This window comes from Spiroplasma endosymbiont of Megaselia nigra, assembly GCF_003987485.1.
Lineage (GTDB): Bacteria > Bacillota_I > Bacilli_A > Mycoplasmatales > Mycoplasmataceae > Spiroplasma.
This window is the reverse complement of sequence record NZ_RCOO01000133.1, coordinates 1-3,214: the sequence shown is the minus strand read 5'-3', so window position 1 is coordinate 3,214 and position 3,214 is coordinate 1. Positions and strand designations below refer to the sequence as shown.

At 23.5% G+C, this 3,214-nt stretch carries 3 protein-coding genes; 2 read left to right on the top strand and 1 reads right to left on the bottom strand.

The window, feature by feature from the left end; translation table 4 throughout:
- Together D9R21_RS07280 and D9R21_RS05265 are read left to right on the top strand one after the other, a co-directional pair.
- The coding region (locus D9R21_RS07280) for a hypothetical protein (RefSeq protein WP_158613916.1) at window positions 1-939 on the top strand (939 nt) is incomplete at its 5' end.
- Entirely contained in the window at window positions 939-3,026 is a 2,088-nt protein-coding gene (locus D9R21_RS05265; RefSeq protein ID WP_126821383.1) for a hypothetical protein, read from the top strand. The genes D9R21_RS07280 and D9R21_RS05265, both read left to right, overlap by 1 nt.
- A 52-nt stretch (window positions 3,027-3,078) precedes the next feature.
- Here D9R21_RS05265 and D9R21_RS08690 read toward each other — a convergent pair whose 3' ends face one another.
- The gene (locus tag D9R21_RS08690; RefSeq protein ID WP_126820873.1) at window positions 3,079-3,213 is read right to left on the bottom strand and encodes an IS3 family transposase; all 135 of its coding nucleotides are present in this window, start codon (window positions 3,211-3,213) and stop codon (window positions 3,079-3,081) included.
- Window position 3,214 lies beyond the last annotated feature (1 nt).

The window sequence follows — 3,214 nt, the reverse complement described above, 5'->3', positions numbered from 1 at the left end:
TTTATTTTTGCTAATAATTCAAAACTTAATTTTATTACTATTGATTTTTACAATGACCAATATGATGAATTAGGTAATTTAGTATCTTGTACTTTTGATTATGACCCTTATATTAAAAATGACCAGAGTGTTTTTATTACTGAAAAATTAGAAATTGATTATGTAACTAAACAAGTAAAAGTTATTAGAAAGTTAAAAACACGATTATATAGTACTATTACCGACTTATATATTGATGATGCAAAATGAAATAACTATACAACATTACAAAGAGAAGAAATATTACCACTTAATTTTATACCGATTGAAATTATTCCCAATAACCCTAATTTTGAACCTTCTGCTCGTTATGGTAAACAATTTGCTAGTATTTTAGATATTATTGCTGAAAAGATTATGTTAGACCCATTATTAAATAGTGGTAAATTTACCATTAATACTAATGGAGTTACTGGTGTTGTTGACCAAGAAATTAGTAAAATGTTAGCTTCATTTATTGAAAATGACTTGTTATTAGTTGAAGGAGACCCTGATAGTAATTTTCAACCAGTAGACTATATTGCTGGTAATTTTAAAGGTGAACAATTAACCAAAATATATGATTGATTATTAACTAATTACTATAAAATAAATCGCCATCATGTTCCCGCTATTGCTAAGGGAGCCCAACAAACACAAGCAGAAGTTGCTGGTGTAAATATTCAAACAAACGCATCATACGAACAAATGATATATATTAGAGAAATTAAATTAACTGAATTTATTATTAAGTTAATTAAATATGATAATGCAATTTTAAATAGTAGAACATTTAATATTAAAAATATTGATGAGTTAATTGTTGATGTTCGCTTACCAGTAAATGCTACTTTAAACAGACAATTAAAAAACAACGAAACCATTATCAATACACTTAATGAAGAAGGAGAACAAGCATAATGTTAAAACCATCGGAAAAAATGTTAGCACAATTAGCAAAAAATGATGAACCAATTGATTATTCAATTGATAGTATTCCGTTAGATTTTGCTAATCAATCACAATATAGTGACCCTGATTTAGAACAATTATTTACAGAATACCATGCTAGAACCTTATATATTTATAAAATTAGTAATCTTGTTAAGACAAAACAAAAACCAACCTTAAACTACTCTCAAAATAGCGTTAAAATAGGTTTTATTGACAAAGATGAATATATTAAAATTATTGGTTATGAAATTAGTGACTTTAATTTTAAATTACAAATTCAACAAAATACCACAGCCCAAGATAATAGTACAAGTTATGTAATGATTGATGAAAAAGATATTTTAATTAATGATATTTCAAAAAAAGACAAAGAATTTTTAGAATCATTAGATTTAAAAATAGTTTATATTAATGAACCAATTACCGAAGACAATAAAAATGAATGCTATATCATTGAAGAATATAAACGACCTTATACACCTGATGGTGTTGATATTATTAAATATACTCATTTAGTTAAAATAACTGACTTTAAATGAAAGAATCAAAATAGTATTCATTTAGTTTTACAAAAATCATTGTCCGAAGATACAGTATTTACTGGGATTGAAATTAAATATCCTAAATCAATATTATTTGGAAATATTAAATGTTGAGGCAATGTCAATGGTGTTTATTCTTATCCAGCATCAATTGTTGAAAATGCTAGTTTAGTACCTTTGTTATCAATGCCAATTGAAACAAACCCTAATTTAAGAGTATTCCATTATTGATTTACCGAAAGTTTTTTATCATGAAGCATTGTTAAAGATTATATAAAAGGGAAAGATATTTTAGGTTTATTAGATATTAAAGAATTAAATATTGTTTTATTAAATTATCTAACATATCGTTATAATTATGACCGTAAATTTCAAGGTGCAAAATATGATGAAAAGGGTAACCCTATAAATAAAGCAGCAGAATTACGCCAAAAAATCGAAGGACAAAAACCCGAAGATGTCATTGATGGTTTATTTGAAAATTGAAAATTAGATAATTATAAATCTTTAAATGATAATGCTGTCAAAAGATTTAAACAAATTATTTACATGTTATCAAACTATACATATAGTAAATACGCAATTAATAAAGGTTATAATGATGATATTAAAATATTTGCTCCTTATTATTTTGAATTAATTTCAACTCCTAATAAAATAGAAGATGGGTATTGAGAATTTGAAGATTGTAAAGTTAAATTAAATTCATCATATTTTAATTTTTCTGGTGGACCTACTCCACCTAAAAATTACTGAAAAGAAGTTTATAAAAACCAAAAACCGTTTAGTAAGATAGTTGATAATAAATGATATTTTATAATATATCAAGATAATTCTAATAATATAAAAATATCAAAAAGAATAAATAATAATCCAAATATCAATGTAGCGTTGCCATGATCTCCAAGTTGAATAAAAGTTTATCGTTGAGATGGGTCTGGTGAACCTAATTTACCTGAAATAGATAAAAATGGTAATATAACTAATTGAAATTTAAAACAAGAAACAAATGTTAATAATAACAAAGATAATGAAATTAAAGTAAGTGTTAAAAACAAAGATATTTCAGAAAATCCTATTTATCGATTAGAAGCAAATTTTTTTAATTGATTATCAATAACAAATGAAATAGAAACAAATAACATCCCTTCTCTTATTCCAGCAGAAATTAAATTATCAGATGGTGAATATGGTAAATATTTAACTAATTTAATTGTTTCTAATGACAAAATAGAGGACTATTTAAATTATTTTTCTCAATGATATAGTTTACTTTATTCTAAGGAAGTTTGAATTGGTACTATTAAAGATTTAGTCGAAGATAATCTTAAAATAACTTTTTATAACCATCAAAAACTATTTATTTTAAATCAAATTGAAATATCGGGTATATGGGGTTATGGAAATTATGATATTATAATTTTTACAGAAAAAGAACAAATTAATATTAATAATTTACAATTATTTAATAAAAACAATGAAAAAATATCATTAATTACACTAGAAATATAAAATAATCATTTATTAAAATGTGCACAGTTTTAAATAACTGAGAATTATTTTTTTAATTTAAAATGCTTTTTAATTCAAATTGAATTGGAGGCATTTTTAATTTTAAAACCCTTCTATAATTATTATACTCAACAATATAATTATCTATCATATTTTTTAGCTCATTAAAATTTTTGTATTTTGTTATA